The sequence below is a fragment of the Collinsella sp. OM04-5 genome, from assembly GCF_003439125.1.
GTDB lineage: Bacteria > Actinomycetota > Coriobacteriia > Coriobacteriales > Coriobacteriaceae > Collinsella.
This window is the reverse complement of the sequence record NZ_QSUU01000005.1, coordinates 51,119-67,634: the sequence shown is the minus strand read 5'-3', so window position 1 is coordinate 67,634 and position 16,516 is coordinate 51,119. Positions and strand designations below refer to the sequence as shown.

Genomic DNA, 16,516 nt, shown 5'->3' with positions numbered 1-16,516 from the left:
ATTAGATATCCGCCTTGAGGTCGAGGGAAAGCGTCAGGGGCGCCGCGGTCTTTTCGTAGGAATCGCACACGCTTGCAAGAATGAGTTCGGCATACACGGCAGCCTGGTCATCCTCATCGACAGTCGCCTGATCGCCAAAGGTAAAGGTCATTCCCACATGAGATTCGTCGACATCGAATGTGATCGAGATATCGTCGCAGTCGACCGCGGTGCACCCAAAGATGAAGGCCTCCTCGGCAGCCATGCGAATATCCTCGATGCGATCGACGGACATAGAGCACAGGGCGCCGACGTTGGCGGCCGTCATGCGCACCAAGCGCGCGAAACGCGGATCACCGGCAACGCTCAGCGTAATGGGGCAGGTTGTTTCGCTACTCATCGCAGGACTCCTCGGAGGTCTCGGCGGGCGTATAGGTGTAATACTGAGCAGGCTTGGCTGCGGGCTTCTGAGCCGTATCTGCACCATCGGCGGCCTCGTCCTCAGCCTCACCAATCAGAACGTGCTCGGTAGGCTGTTCGGCCTCGGCGGCAGTGGCGAGCTTGCGATCGGCGTCGGCTGCAGGAGCCTTCACCTTGTTAAATAGTTTCTGCACGGCACCGGCCGCAGAGTCGGTCACGCTCGACACGGCATTGCTGGCCTCGGCCACACTGCCCGTGACCTGAGAAATGTCGCGAACGACCGCCTCAACCTCAACAAGGTTGGACGTCAGGGCGTCAACGGCAGTCTTGCTCGATTTGAGGAGCGGCTCCACCTGGGCAAGTGCCGGTGTAAGCTCATCAACGGCACCATCGAGCTTTGCCACCACGGGCTGTGCCTCGGCGAGCGTATTATTGAGGTCGCTCACCGTCTTGTCGAGCGAGTCGACGACGGTGCGGGTCTTGCGCAGCGTGAGCGCGAGCTCGACAACAGCCCACACGCCGGCAACGGCGAGCACCAGCAGGGCGATTTGAATGGGACTCATACAAGCCTCCCGAAGGAATCGAAATACAGACGTTTTTCATGGTACCCCAAAGAAGGGCAAAGATACCCAAAGGGAATGCGCGAGGCGCCAATGGCCTACTTGGGAGCGTTGCCGCTACGGTCGCGCTCGCTTTGCTCCACACGCCACTCTTCCCAACCGCGGCCGGCAGGCTGCCAGAACGCGCCGCGCTCCAACCCCTCGGGCAAATAGCGCTGATCGACCCAGCCTTCGGGATAATCGTGCGGGTACTTGTATACACCGTACTCGTCGCTGCCGGGACGGTGACGATCGCGCAGGTAGCTGGGCACCTCGCGAAGACCACTGCTGTGGATATCGGCCAGCGCCGCATCGATCGAGGCCTCACACGCGTTGGACTTAGGCGCCAGGCACACATAGAGCGCAGCCTGAGCCAGGTTGATGCGACACTCGGGATAGCCAATGACCTCGGCAGATTTAAATGCGGCATGTGCCACCAAAAGCGCCTGCGGGTCGGCGTTGCCAACATCCTCGGAAGCCTGAATCATAATGCGGCGAGCGATAAACTTGGGATCCTCCCCCGCATCGATCATGCGCGCAAGCCAATAGATCGTGGCATCGGGGTCGCTGCCGCGCATAGATTTAATAAACGCACTGATAATGTCGTAGTGAATGTCACCGTTTTTGTCATACGAAAACCCACGACGTGGATTGGCGATTTTCACGTCATCCACGGTAATGGGATAGCGTTCCCCGGCCGCCGGCGCTGGCGTTCCCTCAGTATCGGGACGCGTAACGGCAATCTCACTCGCAAGCTCGAGCGTCGTGAGCGCCGAGCGCGCATCACCCGCGGCCAGCGTGCAAATGGTCTTGACTGTATCCTCATCGGCCGAGAACTTACCGTTTAAACCCTGCGGCGCCTCGAGCGCACGCTCAATGAGCATGGCGATATCCTCGTCCTTCAGGTGCTCAAGCTCTACCACACGCCCACGCGAGAGCAATGCCGAGTTGACCTCAAAGTACGGGTTTTCCGTCGTGGCGCCAATCATAATGACGGTGCGGTTCTCAACCGCATGCAGTAAGGCATCCTGCTGCGACTTAGAGAAGCGATGGATCTCATCGATAAACAGAATGGTGCGGCGGTCGTAGGTGTTCAGACGGGTCTTAGCCTCATCGATTACGCGGCGCAGGTCCTTCACAGTGCCCGTCACGGCGCTGACCTCGACAAACTCGCTCTTGGTATGGTTGGCGATAATGTGGGCCAGCGTCGTCTTGCCCGTGCCAGCCGGGCCGTACAGAATCACGCTCGACAGCACGTCATGCTCAATCGCGGCGCGCAGCCACGAGCCCTTACCGACGGCCTTTTGCTGGCCCACATACTCGTCGAGCGAATTGGGGCGCATACGCACCGCAAGCGGCGCATTTTTAAAGGAGCGCTCGCGCGTCGAAGCAGAAAAAAGGTCGTCCATAGCCATCCCATGCATTAATCAAAATCGTTGTTGACCAACAGTATACCGAAAGGATACGAACTACCGTTCGTTAATATAGGTGCGGTGCGGAAACTTTAGACCTGGGAACAATTTGCTCGTCAGCTCGCAGAAATAACCATCCGTCATGCTTGCGATGTAATCGACGACGGCCTGATCCTTGTCGTCCTGCCAGGCATAGGTGCGATCGTAGTAGGAAAGCTGCTGCTCAATGCGCGAAACATGATGCTTAAAGATGTAAGAGAACTCGTCGCCTTTATTTAGATCCTGCAGGCAACGGTCGTAGAGCTTTTCGAAGGCCTCGCGCAACTCTGCCTCAGAATCGCCTTCGATACCGCCCTTGCTATAGATCTTCTCGTAGTTCTCGCGCTTCGCCCGGCGGATCTCCTCAAACAGGTCCTCGCTCATCTCGATACGCGGTTTGCCATAGCTATGCTCAACGATATCGATGGAAGCGTGCGTGAGAATCCAGCTGTTATAGGCGCCGCCCCGACCATCGTCAAAAGCGTCGGGCGACAGCAGGCCCGCCGCAATGGCGTCCTGACGATCACGACCGACGTAGGCGAGGATATCCGAGATACGCACCACACAGCCCTCGAGGGTCATGGGGCGCAGGTGCTCGATCGCGCCATAGCCCGTGGCAATGCAGTCCTCGACGGTACGGTCGAACTGGTCAAACGACGCCATGTCCGAGAGTTCAAAGACACGCTGCTCGTACTCGCCGTTATGGCACAGCACGCCGTCGAGCGTCTGGAGCGACACGTTGCGGCCGTACAGCGCGTCGAGCACGCGGACGGACTGCACGTTATGGAAAAAATAACGACCCGTACGCTCGTGATAGATATCGTTGAGGAAACGCTCGCCGGCATGGCCAAAGGGCGTGTGGCCCAAATCGTGGCCCAGGCCAATCGCCTCGATCAAATCGCAGTTGAGGCCCAGGGCACGGCCGATATCGCGGGCAATGCGCGAGACGAGCTGCACATGAAGGCCGCGCCGCGACAGGTCGTCGTTACTGCGAAAGCTAAAGACCTGCGTTTTGCCTGCATAACGCGTGTACGCAGGAAGATGAAGAATCTTTTCGGTATCGCGCATAAACGCCGGACGCATAAGCGTGCCTTTGTCGGCAGCGCGATCTATACGACGAATGACCTGGTCGTCGCAGCATCGATAAGGATTAACGACACCCGAGGCGCGGTCGGCGGCGATACGCTCGACCAGCTCGGGCGACAACGCCGCGGGAATGCGGTCCATGCGCGCCTTAATGACGGCCGTTTCTTGATTAGTTGCCATGGCATGCTCCTTAAAAAGGATGCGCAATCGGTTACAATGCCCAGCCCACGACCTCGATTATGGCAAATATCGGCACCAAAAACGGGAGCAATGGCAGGGAGCGCGATTTTGTGAAGAGGCAGGAGAGGGCCAGGACCAGGAGCGCGACGGCAAATGCCACGATGCCGCCCAGAGGGTCGAGCGTGCAAAGCGCGAAAAGCGCCTTGGCATCTCCCATGCCGATACCGGGGGCCTGGCGGAAACGCCGCCAAAGCGACTCGGTCAGCACAAGGGAAAGGTACACGATAACGGCAGGACCGGCGTGGTCAAGCGCCGTGTTCAAGCCCCTGTCCAGCCAAACGCCTGCAAACGCCGCCACGGCGCATGCGGCGGCAAGCGCGTTGGGAAACCGCCGTTCACGGACATCAATCACCGCACCGGCAAAGGCGCAGATCCAAAAGGGAATATAGACCATTGAACACCTCCCGGGGCAGTCACTCAAAAGCAAAAACCACCACAGAGGTGCCTGTCCCCTTCGTGGTGGTTTTGGTGGTGGTTATTTAGCGCCCTGCATGACCTCGTCGAGGGTAACGCTGACGGCATGCTGCGTCGGGACCCAGTCGACCTTCAGGAACAACGCAGCCACCGTAATGGGGATATAGCTGAACATAAAGATCGGGAAGGTAAACAGGTTGGTCACCAGGCGCCACTTTTGCGCGCAATGGATGTGCTTGTACTCGAAGATAGTCGTGAGCAGCGCCAGGATAAAGAAGGTCTGATACATCATGACGAAGGTCATGATGAGCGAAGCGGCACACGCCTGCATCTCGACCTCGGTAGCTAAGAAGCCGTGGGAAAGACCGCCAACAATGAGGAACGTCGCATTGGCAAGCATCGAAATCAGCGATAGCAGCATACCCGGTGCGATTGTCATGAACATGTCGTAGGCAGCGAAGCGATGATAGCGGAAGGTTGACTTGACCAGATGCTTACCGTAGGTAAAGAAGACCTGGTAGAAGCCCTTGGTCCAACGCATACGCTGCTTCCAGGACGCCTTAAACGTCACGGGCTGCTCGTCAAAGAACTCCGCCGGCGCATAGCCAATACGAATGCCGTGAATAGCGCAGAACGTGGTGAACTGAATATCCTCGGTCAGCGTATGGAACTGCCAGCCGTGCATGCCCTCAATAACGCTAGCCGAGATAAGGTAGCCCGAACCCGATACGGCGCAGGACGTCTTGCAGATGTTGCGCGCGTTGTTGAGGAAACGCGCCTCGCGCAGATAACAAGTGGCATTCGCTGCCGAGATCCACGAGCTTCCGAAGTTCTTGGAGTTACGATAGCTCGTGACCACATGGAAGCCCTGGTCAAAGGCATCATTCATCTTGGACACATAATCGCGGGCGATAACATTATCGGCATCGAAGATAAAGTAACCTTCAAAGGTGTCGGGATACTCGTTAAGGATACGGTCGAAACCAAAGTCCATGACCCAACTCTTGCCTTTACGGGCCAGGTCATTGCGCTCGTACACAATGGCGCCCGCCTCGCGCGCGAGCTGCGCGGTGTTATCGGTGCAGGCATCGGCGACCACGAAGACCTCGATGAGCTCGGACGGATAATCCTGGTCCTTGATGGAGCGAACGAGGTTGGCGATCACGGCCTCCTCGTTATGCGCCGCGATAAAGAAGGCATACCGGTGGAGTTTTTTGGCCTTGGGAGGCGCGACCTCGCCGCGGAGAGCACCGATGACAAAGAAGACCACCTGGTACAAGAAGCAGACCGTGAGCAGCGTGACGACGATCTGGTTGAAGATCACGATGGGTGTGTTGGTTTGTAAAAAGGCGAGCATGCAGGCTCCCAGGAACGTGTTACGTAAACAACCGTATATCTTACCGCAGGCTTACCGAGTTCAAGAAACCACCTAATACTGGCTAGGCTTCGAGCAGGCCGAGCTGCGGTACGATTTCGTCGCCGGCAGCAGTGCGACCAAGCGAACGCGGGGCTAAGTCGTCGAGGACGGCGGCGAGATCCCACGGCAGCTCGTCGCGGCACTCAATGCGCTCTCCCGTCACGGGATGATCGAACGCCACGCGCCAGGAATGGAGGAATTGCCTGGTCAGACCCTGATCGGCACGCGCATCGCACTTACCGTAGAGCGGATCGCCCACGCAGGCGTGGTTGATATGGCGCATGTGCACGCGAATCTGATGCGTGCGACCGGTAAACAGGTGACACTCAACGAGTGTGTAGCCGTCATCAAAGCGCGTGGAATCAAAGCGCTCAAGGACCTTAAAGGTCGTGATGGCCTGGCGCGCAAAAGGATCATCGGAAACCGCCATCTTGACACGGTCACGTGTAGAACGGGCAATGCCGGTGTTAACGGTGCCCTCATCCATGGCGATATGACCGTGAACGAGCGTAATGTAGCGGCGGTCGAGCGTGCGCGTACGGATAAGATTTTGGAGCGCGCGCTGGGTGTCGTCGTCCTTTGCCGCAAGCATAAGACCCGAGGTATCGCGATCCAAACGATGTACGATACCGGGGCGGTCCTCGCCCTGCACGGTGCCCAGATGGTCGATGCCGCAGTGGTAGACCAGGGCGTTCGCAAGCGTACCGCTCTCGTGGCCGTGAGCAGGATGGCACACCAGGCCGCGCTGCTTGGAGAGCACGATGAGGTAGTCGTCCTCATAGCGAATGTCGAGCGGGATGGCCTCGGGAATCACGTCGGTGGGATCGTGCGGCTCGGGCAAATCAACCGAAATACGGTCACCGGCTCGCACGGCGTACTTTTTGGACAGGCAGGTCTCGCCATTGACCACTACGGCCCCACCCTCAATCAGATGTGCGCAGGCAGAGCGCGTAGGGCAGCCGTCATTGGCGCCCAGATAGGCGTCAAGACGCTGACCAGCGGCATCGTCGGCAACAAGGATATGGATGTCGGCCATTAGCGCTCAGTCCTTTCGCGAATCTTGCGGGCACGCTCCCCACGTTGTTTAGCCTTGCGCTTGGCGCGGGCCTCGTCACGGGCGTTAAGCTCGGCGGTCGCATCGACCTCACGAGCCGCGGGGCTCAAGAACATGTAACCGAAGAGCGCCAGCACCACACCGACCGTAATGCCGATATCGGCCACATTGAAGACGGGGAAGTCGATGAAGGTGGTGGCAATAAAATCGGTCACGAAGCCAAAGGCCAAACGATCGATAGCGTTGCCGATAGCACCGCCCGCAACCATCGCCATGCCCACAACCTCAAGATGGGCGAGCTGAGGTGCACGAACGAGGTACACGGCAATAGCGATAATGACCGCCAACGCCAGCACGGCAAACGCGATGCCATGCCCCTCGCCCATGCTAAAGGCAGCACCGATATTGCGGACAAACATAAAGTCGATAACACCGGGAATGACGGTCACATGCAAGGCGTCGCCCACGGCACGAACCGCGAGCTTAGTAAGCTGGTCAACAAGCAGCACAACCAGCGCCACCCCACCAGCAACACCCAACCGCCAACGCAAAGGCGGCGTCATATCCGCACCACGACCCAAAGAAATCCCCTACCCTCAGATAATCAAATTCCATTTAACGCAGATAACCATCTTATATTGCCACACGCAGAGCGCACGACACATTCGCTAACGTCAGATAAATAACCAGCATAAAAGAAAGCGGCATTCCGGATAACGGAATGTCGCTTTTCTTCAGCGGAGCAAATGGGCCGAAGGCGCCTAAATTCTCCCTATAACTAAAATGCCGAGTTACCGTGCCTTAAAGGGCATTCGCGCAGCGCTTGCAAATGTGAGCGTGGCCGTTGTACTCGCCGACGGTGGTGCGGTAGTTCCAGCAACGGTCGCAGCACTCGCCCTCGGCTGCATCGATGGCAACAGAAAGCTCCTCGCCCTGGGTAAGCTCAACATCGGAGACGATGTAGAACTCGGCCAGGTCGACGGCCTTGTCGCCGGTCAGCAGCGCATACATTTCGGCAGGAACGACCGCCTTGACGCGGACCTGCTGGCTCTTGGTGAAGGTGCCGGCGGAGCGGGCATCCTCAAGGGCCTTGGTCACGACGCTACGGAGCTCGAGCGAAGCCTCGAGCACGCCCTCAAACTCGTTGGCCTCGTCGACCGTGATGGGCGACTTGTACCAATCGAGCAGCGCGGCGTACTTCTGGTGATCGACGCAGCCGGCGGGCGCATAGGCCATGGCCTCGTCGACCGTATAGGACAAGATCGGCTGCAGGTCGCGCATGAGCATCGAGAAGAGCTCGGCGAGCACGGTCTGGGCGCTGCGACGCTCGAGCGAGCCGGGCTTCTCACAGTACAGACGGTCCTTCAGGGCGTCGAGGTACACGTTGGAAAGCTCGGTAACCACGAAGTCGTAAAGCGCACGGTAAGCGCGCGGGAACTCGTAGCAAGAGTAAGCATCGTCGACCTCGGCCTGGACCTGGGTCAGACGGGCAACCATGAGCTTGTCGAGCGGCAGCAGGTCGGCAAAAGCGACGCCGTCGGTCTCGGGCTCAAACTGGCCCTCGAGCTCGGAGAGCAGGAAGCGCAGCGTGTTGCGGAAACGACGGTAGGCATCGGACGTACGAGCGAGAATCTCGTGGTCGATGGAAACGTCGGAGCTGGTGTCGACCGAGGCGACCCACAGGCGGATGATGTCGGCGCCCATCTCGTCACAGACCTTATTGGGGTCGATGACGTTGCCAAGCGACTTGGACATCTTACGGCCCTGGCCGTCGAGGGTGAAGCCCTGCGAGACGACCGCCTTGTACGGAGCGTGGCCGTTGGCGCCCACCGAGGTAAGCAGCGAGCTCTGGAACCAACCGCGGTGCTGGTCGGAGCCCTCGAGGTACACATCCGCCGGATACTCCAGCTCGGGACGGTACTCGCAGACGGCCTTCCAGGAAACGCCGGAATCCCACCACACGTCGAGGATGTCCTTATCGGCCTTGAGGTGATGGCCGCCGCACTTGGGGCAGACGCAGGCCTCGCCCAGGTAGCTCTCGGGAGCGTCGGTGAACCAGGCGTCGGAGCCCTTATCGTGGAAGAGCTTGATGACGGCGTCGAGCGTGGCGTCGTTCATGACCTTCTCGCCGCAGTCGGCGCAGGTGTAGCTGGGGATAGGCACGCCCCAGTTGCGCTGACGGCTGATGCACCAGTCGGGACGCTGCTCGACCATGGCACCAATGCGGTTGGCGGCATGCGCCGGATACCACTTGACGTTCTCGCGGACCTCCTTGCCAGCCTGCTCGCGCAAGCCGGTCTTGTCCATCGAGACAAACCACTGGTCGGTAGCACGGAAGAGTACCGGGTGCTTGCAGCGCCAACAGTGCGGATAGCTGTGCGTGATCTTCTTCTCGAGGACCAGGGTGCCGCGCTCGCGCAGGAACTCGATGATATGCGGGTTGGCTTCATCGGTATCCATACCGCTGAAGGGGCCACCGGTACCAAACTCCTCGCCGGTGTAGAACTTGCCGTCGTCATCGACCGGCATGCAGATGTCGGTGATGCCCTCCTTGAGGCAGGCAAAGTAGTCGTCGACGCCGTGACCGGGCGAGTTGTGGACGATACCGGTACCGTCATCGACACCGACGTAATCGGCCAGCAGCGCCACGCCCTCGACACCGTCAAAGATCGGCTGCTTGTAGTGGATGTGGTGGAAGGTCTCGGCGGGAACCACATAGGGCTTGCCGTCGACCATAACCGGGGTGTACTCCCAGCCAAACTCCTCGCAGCACTTGGGAGCCAGGTCCTCGAGCATGACCTCGGCACGGCCCTCGTGCTCAACGGCGACATAGGCGGCGCCGGGCTTAAGGGAAACGGCCTGGTCGGAGGGGATGGTCCACGGCGTGGTCGTCCAGATAATGAAGTCGACCGGGCCGTCGAAGTCCTCGAGGCCGGCGGGCTTGGAAGTCATCTCAAAGCGCACGAAGATGGACGGGCTCGTCTCGTCGGAGTACTCAATCTCGGCCTCGGCCAGCGCGGTGTGGCAGTGCTTGCACCAGTGAACCGGCTTGTGGCCGCGATAGATCATACCCTTATCGAACATGGCCTTAAAGACCTCGATGTCGGCGGCATCGTGCTGGTGATAGAGCGTCAGGTAGGGATTGTCCCAGTCGCCGAGCACACCCAGACGACGGAAGCCGGCCTTCTGCAGCTCGATGTTCTCGACAGCGAACTTGTTGCAGAGCTCACGGATCTTAGCCGTGGAGGTCTGGTTGAACTTCTCGGTGCCGAGCTTCTCCTCGACCTTGTGCTCAATCGGCTGACCGTGGCAGTCCCAACCGGGGACATAGGGAACCTCATAGCCCTGCATCATCCAGTAACGGTTGATCATGTCCTTGGAAATCTTGTTCATCGCATGGCCGATGTGGATCGGGCCGTTGGCGTACGGAGGACCGTCGTGCAGCACGAACTTCTTGTGACCCTCATTCTTCTTCAGAACCTGCTCGTAGACCTTGTTGTCCTGCCAGTCCTTGAGTCGCTTGGGCTCGGACTTGGAAAGACCGGCACGCATGGGAAATCCGGTTTTGGGCAGATTCATCGTCTGCTTGTACTCGTTTGCCACGGTACCCCTTTCATGTCGTGGGCGCGCACGCCCATTGGGCACCAAAAAAAGCGCCCGTCCCTGCAAGCTGGGACGAAGCGCCACAAAACGGGCCATGTGCCCGCAAAAGCTCTTCGCTTAACCACCCAGCTTAGATGCCCTCGCCCGCGTTACAGCGCGCTCGCATCCGTTACTCGGCTGGCCTGTATCGACGACCATCTCGGCGATGTCTACTAAGACGTGCCTGTGCGGCGCGCCCGTTGGGACCGCAGCTCCGGGGTGATTTTCATCGGTCGCATGCACGGGTTCTCAGCGCTCCCCGCTCTCTGTAGCATGCGGACGGCCGACTACTCGTCCCCATCAACGCTTATGCGGAGTATGCTAGCACGTTCCGCGCCGGCGAAAAACCCTCAACACTGGTTTTATACGTTCGAAATTTCTCGCGGCAGTGAGCCTTCTCTTGGAGCAAAATACCTGAAAGCACTTTATCTAACGAAAGAAGGCTGCTATGCGCACGATTGGAATGAGTGACTACACCGTCGGCGAGGATTGCTTTGACGAGCTGCCCGGCGCGCTGGCCGAGTACGGAGCGGCCAAGGTCGCGATTATCGGTGGTAAACGAGCACTGGCCGCGGCGCTTCCCAGTATCGAAGCGGCACTGGAGGACACCGACGTCGAGATTCTGGAGACACGCGTCTACGGCACCAACAGCACGCGTGCCAATATCGCCAAGCTTGTTAACTCCCCCGCCTGCCGAGAGGCCGATGTGCTCATCGCATGCGGCGGCGGCAAAGCGCTCGACACCGTCAAGACGGCGGCCATCGAGCTCAAGAAGATCGTCTTTACGGTACCGACGATCTGCTCCAACTGCTCGGCCGCGACCGCCATTGCCGTTGTCTACAACGACGACGGCTCGCTCGAGGGTTATTCGTACCCCAACCGCCCCGCGCACATCTTCATCAATCCCAAAATCATCGCCGAGGCTCCGGCGGAGTACTTCTGGGCCGGCGTGGGCGATGCCCTGTCCAAGCAGCCCGAGGTCGAGTACGCCACGAGCGCTGGCAACCTGGAGCACACCGCTGGTCTTGGCCTGGCGCTCGCACACACCTGCTCCGAGCCGCTGTTTACCTATGGCGTGCAGGGTCTTGAGGACGTTCGCCAGAACCTGTCGACCGAGGCCGTCAAGCAGATCGCGCTCGATATCGTGGTCAACACGGGCTATGTCTCCAACCTGACCAACCAAAACGATTACTACTACAACTCGAGCGTGGCGCATGCGTTCTACAACGCCACCTGCAGCATTCCGCGCGAGGGCACCTACCTGCATGGCGAGGTCGTGAGCCTGGGCGTGCTGGTGCTGTTTGCCTACACGGGCGATACCGAGAACCTTGAGCGCTACGCAGCCTTTAACAAGGAGATGGGGCTGCCCGTGACGCTTGAGCAGGTCGGGCTTTCCGAGTCCGATATCCCCGCCCTGTGCGAGTACGCGCACGCCACCAACGAGTGGAAGCAAGGCAACCCCGAGCCCTTCACCGACGAAAAGTTCGCCGCCGCCATCAAGGCTGCCGACGCTTACGGCCACACGCTCTAGGGCTGGCCCAAAACCACCACAAAGGGGACAGGCACCTTTCTGGTGGTTTTTTATTGCTCCAGCATTCAGTTCGTACTCGAACCCGATTCTTTACGAGAAAGGGTTCGGGTACGTTTTTTGTTTATCGGAAATTCTGCGGAAGGACTACTCGGAACGGTAAACAGGAACGAACAGAGGCAGGGCATCATCGTGGTGATGGTATCCTGCCTTTTGTTTTGCGGGATCAAGGTCGCTTTATGCGAACTTGATCGCCACTTATATGGGGCATTGATGGCAATTGCTTCGTACGTGCATACCGAGAGCCTGTACACCTCTGGCAAGGCGTAAAACACTAGACTTTATTCCAAAGTCCGTGTGCTAAGGGGGCAGGCCCCTTAGAATTCCTGTGGAGTGTGTACGCACGTACGCTGGAAAACGGCAAAATTTCGCTATATCAGGGCGTTCTATCATTGGAGAGTATGGTATACACGGCTTAGTTCAACAAATAAGAATTTATATATAAAGGAGAATATTGATGAAACTGTTTTTATGTTCTCACTTTTCAAGTGTAGGAAGTCTGATAAAGGAAGAAATTGAAAATAAAAAAGTCGCATTTATTCCAACAGCTTCGCTGCGTGAAGGCTACACCGGTTATGTCGGCTCGGCTCGAAAATTATTCAAAAAGTTGGGAGCAATCGTAACTGAAATTGATATTTCAACGGAGGCTTATTCAACGATACAGTCTCTTTTTGAAGATGCGGATGTGATCTATTTTACCGGCGGAAATTCTTTTTTCCTTATAGACCAGCTCCGTAAAACGGGAACGGATGAGCTGTTGAAGAAAGAATTGGCAAAGGGAAAACTGATGATTGGTGAATCGGCAGGTGCGATTGTATGCGCTCCAAGCATCCAATATATCGAGCAAATGGATGAAATGCCGGAGGACTACTCACAAGAAGATGATTCAGGGCTTAATTTGATTGATTTCTATGTTCTTCCGCATTATCTCACAGCACCATTTAAGAAAGTTACCGAGAAAATAATGGCTGAGTTTTCGGATTTGAATCTATGCCCAATTAACAACCGTCAGGGAATTGTAATTGATGGTGAAGGTTCAAAGGTAATTTGCAAAGACTAATTTGAAAATTCCAGTTAGCTGTACTCGTTCCTAGCAGGGTTTGGGGCAGGCACGCCCCAACAAGAAGCTGTCCCAAAGGGGCAAGAATGGGGACTGCGGATGATTTCATGGACCGTCACGCGGCCCTTCCCAGCGCGGAGCGGAACTCGGCCGGCGTGCGGCCACCGAGCGCATCGCTGCGCCTCTCCGTATTGTATCGACCAATCCAGCCCCCGAGCTCCTCGATGAAGCGGGCGGGGGTCCAGTCCGACCTGTCCCTGCCGTGCCAGAACTCCTTCTTGAGCAGGCCGAAGAAGCCCTCCATCGCCGCGTTGTCCGGGCTGCAGCCCTTGGCGGACTGGATTGGCTACACTGATGTGGACAGTTCCGGGAGAGGCGCAAGAGACGGGAAGGCCGTGTGCGCGTTCCTGCGCGATGGCCGCGGGGAGGGGCTGCCTGGGTACGGCACCTGTCAACTCGGTCTACGTCTTTGATGACCGGGTCGTACTCAATATCAACTTCACGGATGATGCCAAAACGGTCACCCGTGAGGAAGTGTTGGGTTCGAGTGCTGTGAACAATGTTCCAGCATGCTGGGGTCAAATTCGCTTGCAGGGATCACACGGTACCCGTGGCGCAGGAGCAAGTCAACGAAAACGCCGTTACCCGCGGTGAGCGTACCGCTAAAGGTGCCATCGTAGACGCGACCCGCACCGCACGAGGGGCTACGGTCCTGCAAGACGCACGCAGCGATCTCGGACGGGCCGCCCGCCTGCTCGCACATATCGAGCGCACGTTGGGCACCCAGGCGAAACTCGCGATCGACTGAGGCGCCCTCGCAGGTACGGACCTCGCCGCTCACAATCTCGGACGGCTTGCGCGGTGTGGGAAGGCCGCCAAAGACCTCGGGGCATACCAACAGGACCTCGGTCCCCGTGCGCTCGCAAGCCTCGACCAGCTCGCGATGGTAGTTATCGAGCCCGTTATACTTGCAGCTCTCGCCCATCAAGCAGGCACTCACCACGATCTTCATATAACAACTCTCCTCACGCAAAATCGCCCCATTTGAGATGGACACTCAAATGGGGCGATTGACACAGCGCAACTAGTGTTACTGCTGCTTTGGCATCAGCGGATTCTCGCGCGTAAGGAGATTCATGAACTCCTCGCCCGTAATCGTCTCCTTCTTGTACAGATAACGAGCCAGCTCGTGGAGCTTAAACTTGTTCTCCTTGAGGATCTGCAGGGCACGATCGTGCGCATCCTCAATCAGCTTGGCGACAATCGCGTCCACGCGCTCGGCCGTACCGGGAGCGCAGGTAAGCGACGTGTCCTGGTTGAGGTACGCGTTCTGGACGGTACCGAGCGCCATCATGCCAAACTCATCGGACATACCAAAGCGTGTCACCATATTACGGGCGAGCTTAGTGGCCTGCTCGATGTCGTTGGCCGCACCGGTCGTCATCTCGCCAAAGATGAGCTCCTCGGCAGCACGTCCGCCGCAGTAGACGGCGAGCTTGTCCAGAACCTCCTGGCGCGTGGTCAGGAAGCGCTCGTCCTCCTCGACCTGCATGGTGTAGCCCAGAGCGCCGCTCGTGCGCGGCACGATGGTGATCTTGGTAACCGGCGCAGAGCCCTTCTGGCGGGCGGCAACGATGGCATGGCCGATCTCGTGGTAAGAAACAACCTGCTTCTCGTGATCGGACAGCACCGTGGACTTGCGCTGCTGACCGGCGATGACAACCTCCACCGACTCCTCAAAATCGTCCTGAGTGGCGCGCTTGCGACCCTCGCGGACGGCGCGCAGGGCGCCCTCGTTGATGATGTTGGCAAGGTCGGCGCCCGAGGCACCGGGCGTGGCGCGGGCAATCGCGGTCAGGTCGATCGGCGGCTGCGTCTTCACGCTCTTGGCATGGAGCTCAAGAATGTTCTTACGTCCGGTCAGGTCGGGCAGCTCAACGGGAATACGGCGGTCAAAGCGGCCGGGGCGCAGCAGGGCCGGGTCAAGGCTATCGGGACGGTTGGTGGCAGCGAGAACGACAATACCCTTGTGGTTATCAAAGCCGTCCATCTCGGTCAGCAGCTGGTTGAGCGTCTGCTCGCGCTCGTCGTTGCCACTAAAGCCGCCGCCATCGCGCTTCTTGCCGATGGTATCGATCTCATCGATAAAGACGATGCACGGGGCCTTTTCCTTGGCCTGCTTAAACAGATCGCGAACCTTAGCGGCGCCACGGCCGACGAACATCTCGACGAACTCAGAACCAGAAATACTAAAGAACGGAACGCCCGCCTCGCCGGCAACGGCCTTGGCAAGCAGGGTCTTACCCGTACCCGGAGGGCCGACAAGGAGGGCACCGCGCGGCAGCTTGGCGCCGATCTCCTCGTAGCGCTGCGGCTTCTCCAGAAAGTCGACGACCTCCTTGAGGGACTCCTTGGCCTCTTCCTGGCCGGCGACATCCTTAAAGGTCACGCCCACATCCTTGGAGGCGATCACGCGAGCACCGGACTTGCCCAGTCCACCGCCGCCAAAACCACCGCCGCCAAAGTTCATCGAGGGACCGTCATCACCCATGGCCTTCTTCATGCGGCGGTTGAGCCACCAGCCAATCAGGAAGAAAATCACCATGGGAAGAATGAGGGTGAGCAGGTAGTAGGTCATCAGACCCGAGTTCTTATCGGGAACGACCGACTCAAGCGAGGCGCCAGATTCAAGCACGCGATCGGTAAAGCCCGCGTCATTCGGCACACCGGTCGTCTTGTAGGCGATGTTCTCGTCCTCGCCCTTCTTGGTGTAATAAATCGTGTAATCGTCCGTGTTGTACTCGACCTTGTCGACACTCTTCTTATCGAGCGCTTTGACAAACGTCGAATAATCGGTCTTCGTAATCTGCTGCGTGTGACCGATGTTGGGGAACAGAACGGTCGAGAGCACGAGGTAGACGACGAAGGCGATGAGCACGTAGAGGATCATATTCCGTCTACGTTTGTTGTCATCCATCTCCATCTGCTTGAACTCCATCTACTGGGGTTGATAATGCTATCTAGAATACCCAACCCGAACGGCGATAAACCGACGCCGGGCACGAAAGGACAGAGATGGCATCACTGGAAGTCGGCAAGGTTCAAATCTATACGGGCGACGGCAAGGGCAAGACGACGGCTGCGCTGGGGCTCGCGCTGCGCGCCACGGGCTATGGACTTAACGTGCTCATGCTTCAGTTTGCCAAGAAGCTGCACTGCGCCGAACATGACGCAGCACCTCGATTGGGGCTACGCATCGTACAAGCCAATCGCGATACGCCCGAAGCCTGTGCCGTACAGATCATGGAGCTGGCGCGCGAGCAGATTTGCCAGGTCGACGTGCTGATCTTGGATGAGCTGGGGGAAGCCATGCGACGGGGCTTTGTAACGCGCGAAGATGTCGAAGCATTGATCGCGATGAAACCGACCACCGCGGAGCTCGTGCTCACCGGCCGCGGCTTGCTGCCCCTCGCCGACCTTGCCGACCTAGTAACCGAAATGCGCCCCGTCAAACACTACTTCGACGAAGGCCTCCTAGCCCGCCAAGGCATCGAATACTAATTGAT

General features: G+C 58.3%; 15 protein-coding genes. 3 read left to right on the top strand and 12 right to left on the bottom strand.

Translation table 11 applies throughout. The features are described 5' to 3' along the window. Position 1 precedes the first annotated feature (1 nt). From DXB53_RS04180 to ileS, 9 genes are all read right to left on the bottom strand, one after another. Positions 2-379 (bottom strand): ATP-binding protein, encoded by a 378-nt coding sequence (locus tag DXB53_RS04180; protein WP_117583445.1) that lies wholly within the window; start codon positions 377-379, stop codon positions 2-4. Continuing rightward, positions 372-962, bottom strand: coding sequence for a hypothetical protein (locus DXB53_RS04175; protein WP_117583444.1), 591 nt, complete (start codon positions 960-962; stop codon positions 372-374). The genes DXB53_RS04180 and DXB53_RS04175 overlap by 8 nt, the downstream gene beginning before the upstream one ends. Positions 963-1,057: 95 nt before the next feature. Continuing rightward, a complete protein-coding gene (locus DXB53_RS04170) occupies positions 1,058-2,407 on the bottom strand; it encodes a replication-associated recombination protein A (protein WP_199409676.1) in 1,350 nt (449 codons plus the stop codon). 60 nt (positions 2,408-2,467) lie between these two features. Next, on the bottom strand, positions 2,468-3,715 hold the full coding sequence (locus tag DXB53_RS04165) for a deoxyguanosinetriphosphate triphosphohydrolase family protein (RefSeq protein ID WP_117583442.1): 1,248 nt from the start codon (positions 3,713-3,715) through the stop codon (positions 2,468-2,470). Positions 3,716-3,746: 31 nt separating this feature from the next. Next, positions 3,747-4,169, bottom strand: a complete 423-nt coding sequence (locus DXB53_RS04160; RefSeq protein WP_117583441.1) for a prepilin peptidase — start codon at positions 4,167-4,169, stop codon at positions 3,747-3,749. A gap of 81 nt (positions 4,170-4,250) precedes the next feature. Further along, positions 4,251-5,546 carry a glycosyltransferase family 2 protein gene (locus DXB53_RS04155; RefSeq protein WP_117583440.1) on the bottom strand — a complete coding sequence of 432 codons (1,296 nt, stop codon included), beginning with the start codon at positions 5,544-5,546 and terminating at the stop codon, positions 4,251-4,253. Positions 5,547-5,628: 82 nt separating this feature from the next. Further along, positions 5,629-6,642 (bottom strand): RluA family pseudouridine synthase, encoded by a 1,014-nt coding sequence (locus DXB53_RS04150; protein WP_117583439.1) that lies wholly within the window; start codon positions 6,640-6,642, stop codon positions 5,629-5,631. Then, positions 6,642-7,223, bottom strand: coding sequence for a signal peptidase II (lspA, locus tag DXB53_RS04145; protein ID WP_117583506.1), 582 nt, complete (start codon positions 7,221-7,223; stop codon positions 6,642-6,644). Before lspA ends, DXB53_RS04150 begins: the two co-directional genes overlap by 1 nt. Before the next feature lie 238 nt (positions 7,224-7,461). Continuing rightward, positions 7,462-10,239, bottom strand: coding sequence for an isoleucine--tRNA ligase (gene ileS, locus DXB53_RS04140; protein WP_369831566.1), 2,778 nt, complete (start codon positions 10,237-10,239; stop codon positions 7,462-7,464). Between the two features lie 511 nt (positions 10,240-10,750). Here ileS and DXB53_RS04135 point away from each other — a divergent pair. Next, positions 10,751-11,833 carry an iron-containing alcohol dehydrogenase family protein gene (locus DXB53_RS04135; protein ID WP_117583437.1) on the top strand — a complete coding sequence of 361 codons (1,083 nt, stop codon included), beginning with the start codon at positions 10,751-10,753 and terminating at the stop codon, positions 11,831-11,833. 514 nt (positions 11,834-12,347) lie between these two features. Beyond that, positions 12,348-12,950: a Type 1 glutamine amidotransferase-like domain-containing protein gene (locus DXB53_RS04125; RefSeq protein WP_117583435.1), complete on the top strand. Its 603-nt coding sequence runs from the start codon at positions 12,348-12,350 to the stop codon at positions 12,948-12,950. 115 nt (positions 12,951-13,065) lie between these two features. On the opposite strand, the gene DXB53_RS04120 is transcribed toward DXB53_RS04125, so the two are convergent. The 3 genes from DXB53_RS04120 to ftsH all read right to left on the bottom strand — a co-directional run bounded on the left by DXB53_RS04120 (position 13,066) and on the right by ftsH (position 15,933). After that, positions 13,066-13,293: an IS3 family transposase gene (locus DXB53_RS04120; RefSeq protein ID WP_369831565.1), complete on the bottom strand. Its 228-nt coding sequence runs from the start codon at positions 13,291-13,293 to the stop codon at positions 13,066-13,068. 177 nt (positions 13,294-13,470) lie between these two features. Next, a complete protein-coding gene (locus DXB53_RS04115) occupies positions 13,471-13,962 on the bottom strand; it encodes a DUF523 domain-containing protein (protein ID WP_117583433.1) in 492 nt (163 codons plus the stop codon). A gap of 78 nt (positions 13,963-14,040) precedes the next feature. After that, positions 14,041-15,933: an ATP-dependent zinc metalloprotease FtsH gene (gene ftsH, locus DXB53_RS04110; protein ID WP_199408124.1), complete on the bottom strand. Its 1,893-nt coding sequence runs from the start codon at positions 15,931-15,933 to the stop codon at positions 14,041-14,043. A gap of 92 nt (positions 15,934-16,025) precedes the next feature. On the opposite strand from ftsH, the gene DXB53_RS04105 reads away from it, so the two are divergent. Further along, entirely contained in the window at positions 16,026-16,511 is a 486-nt protein-coding gene (locus DXB53_RS04105) for a cob(I)yrinic acid a,c-diamide adenosyltransferase (RefSeq protein WP_117583431.1), read from the top strand. Positions 16,512-16,516 lie beyond the last annotated feature (5 nt).